The sequence below is a fragment of the Bacillus sp. P4_D3 genome, from assembly GCF_056401855.1.
Genome location: NZ_JBFUIN010000501.1, coordinates 1 through 2,324 on the forward strand (window position 1 = coordinate 1; position 2,324 = coordinate 2,324).

The window sequence follows — 2,324 nt, forward strand, 5'->3', positions numbered from 1 at the left end:
CCCTATTATGAGATCTATTCAAAATTTAATTGCCTTAACCAAACAATTTAGTGATAGACAATTTGGAACGATGTACATAATAGGAAAAGAACCGGAAGAATTTAAAGAATTAGCAGAAGCTTTTCAAGAAATGGCCAAAAAACTAGACGAAAGCTTTGCTAAGTTAGAAAAAGGAGAAAAAGCACGTACAGAGCTGATTGCGAATATTTCCCACGACTTACGAACTCCTATGGCTAGCATACAATTGATGGTAGAAGCGTTACAAGATGGATTAATTGAAGACCCTGATATGAAACAACAATATTTAAAGACAATCCTAAATGATATACAACGATTAAGTGGATTAATTAATGATTTATTTGACCTTTCTAAGTTAGAACTTGGACAAGAAGTTTTTCATCCAAGTTTAATACATGTAGATAGCATTCTATTAAAAGTAATAGATTCACATGATATCTTATTGCAAGATAAAGAGATTGATTTGCAATTGCATGTTTCTGAGACATTACCACGAATTTGGATTATGCCATGTAAAATAGCACGAGTTATCAATAATTTGTTGCATAACGCGATTCGGCATTCTCCTACATGTGGAACAATCGAATTAATTGTAGAGGAAAATAAACAGAAGCAGCAAGTTCAATTCACTTTGTGTGATGAAGGAGAAGGGATTTCTCCAGATGATCAATTGCGTATATTTGACCGTTTTTTTAGAACGGATCCATCAAGAAGTTCACAATCTGGAGGTTCTGGGCTTGGTTTAGCTATTGCAAAATCGTTAGTTGAACTGCATAAAGGACAAATTGGTGTTCGGGACCGCCAAGATGGGAAACAGGGATGTGAATTTTGGTTTACTCTTCCTGTTACATCAGAAAAAAATGAGTCGGTTGAAAGACTYTTGTAACATTTACGAAAGGAAATTGAAAGATATATATAATAAGATTACTGTATCGAGGGTGATTATATTTTAATCTGAAGTGAATAGTATAAGTATAATTTCATCTTTTGTAATCTTGTAGATATGATGAAAGAGAGGAAGAAATAAAATGGGTCAAATGAAAAAATAACTCCCGCAGCTTTAGCGTGTGCTTGTTCTAGTAAGTCCAGTTTTTTCTTTAAAWGTAGAAGTAAGTACAGTATCTTACTCTTCTAGTTCAATCACTTCTGTTGAAAAAGAAAACCTGTCATTAAATATTAAAAATGGACAGGTGCCAGAAGAAAGGTTCAATTTCAACAGGTGTAATTAAAACAGATGATTAAAAACTAGTTCGTTCAGATGTACTAGAAAAATAAAGAGGTATGGAAAAAGGAACATTATTTTCTAAACTGCCTTTATGGAATAAAAATAAAGGAATCACATACATAAAAAATATATTGAACAGAGGTAATTACACGATGATTTTAAAGTTATTATTTATACTTTTTGGCGTAGTCTTAGTATTATGGGGTATATATAGAATGAAAACGGATGAAGCATTTATAGGGAAAACACAAACAAGAAAAAATATTTTTAATTTCTTTATTTTAGGAGAAACAGCGGGGCTGGGACAATTCTTAAGCGGAATTGCATGTGTAATTATAGGGATTTTATCTTTTATAATTAAATAGTTTATAAATAAAAGGAACACAACTTTAAAAAAGTTGTGTTCCTTTTATTTTTGTCACCTATCAGATTTACAATTTATTAAATAGCAAAGTAAAACTGCCTTTTTGTTTGGTTAGGAAATAATTTGTAAAATTTGTTTCTGCAATTTTCTCATCTTTCTATGTGTTAAGACATTCTGCAACGGAACCCGTTATATCAATAAAGTAAAAAAAGATTTGTGAAAGACTTTTGTAACATTTGCGAAAGGGAAATGAAAGACTTGTGAGATATTATGAAATCAATCTTACTAGTAGATGTTCAAACATGTATAGGAAATATGGAGGAAAACTAAGATGAAAAAATTAAAGCCAATAATTGGTGCAGTAAGTAGTTTAACTATGGCATTGACGATAACATCCCCTGCTTTAGCTGAAACAAAGCCTGAACAAGGTGGAAAAGTGGAAACCTTTCAAGAAGATACCAATCTAAAGGAAGGACAAAATATTATCTATGGTGATTCTGGAAAAAAGGGAATCATGATTATGGAAGAACCTCAGGAAAATAATGATTGGGACGATGATGGTATTCCTAATGACGTGGAGGAAAAAGGATTTAAAATTGTATTTAATGAAAAGACAGGAAAAAATGAAGCTCAGTTATATGATCTAGTGAAAGACTTTGGAAAAAAGAGATTTATAACAAATCCGAAGAGTGCAAACTCAGATGGAGACCCTTTTAC

At 31.7% G+C, this 2,324-nt stretch carries 3 protein-coding genes; all 3 read left to right on the top strand.

From position 1 onward, the window contains the following. Positions 1–904: sensor histidine kinase (locus tag AC1DTM_RS23280; protein ID WP_477000995.1), on the top strand; the 904-nt coding region annotated here is incomplete at its 5' end. A gap of 491 nt (positions 905–1,395) precedes the next feature. Continuing rightward, a complete protein-coding gene (locus tag AC1DTM_RS23285) occupies positions 1,396–1,608 on the top strand; it encodes a hypothetical protein (RefSeq protein ID WP_002110998.1) in 213 nt (70 codons plus the stop codon). Between the two features lie 330 nt (positions 1,609–1,938). Next, a partial coding sequence (locus tag AC1DTM_RS23290; protein ID WP_477000996.1) for a binary toxin-like calcium binding domain-containing protein occupies positions 1,939–2,324 on the top strand: 386 nt, incomplete at its 3' end.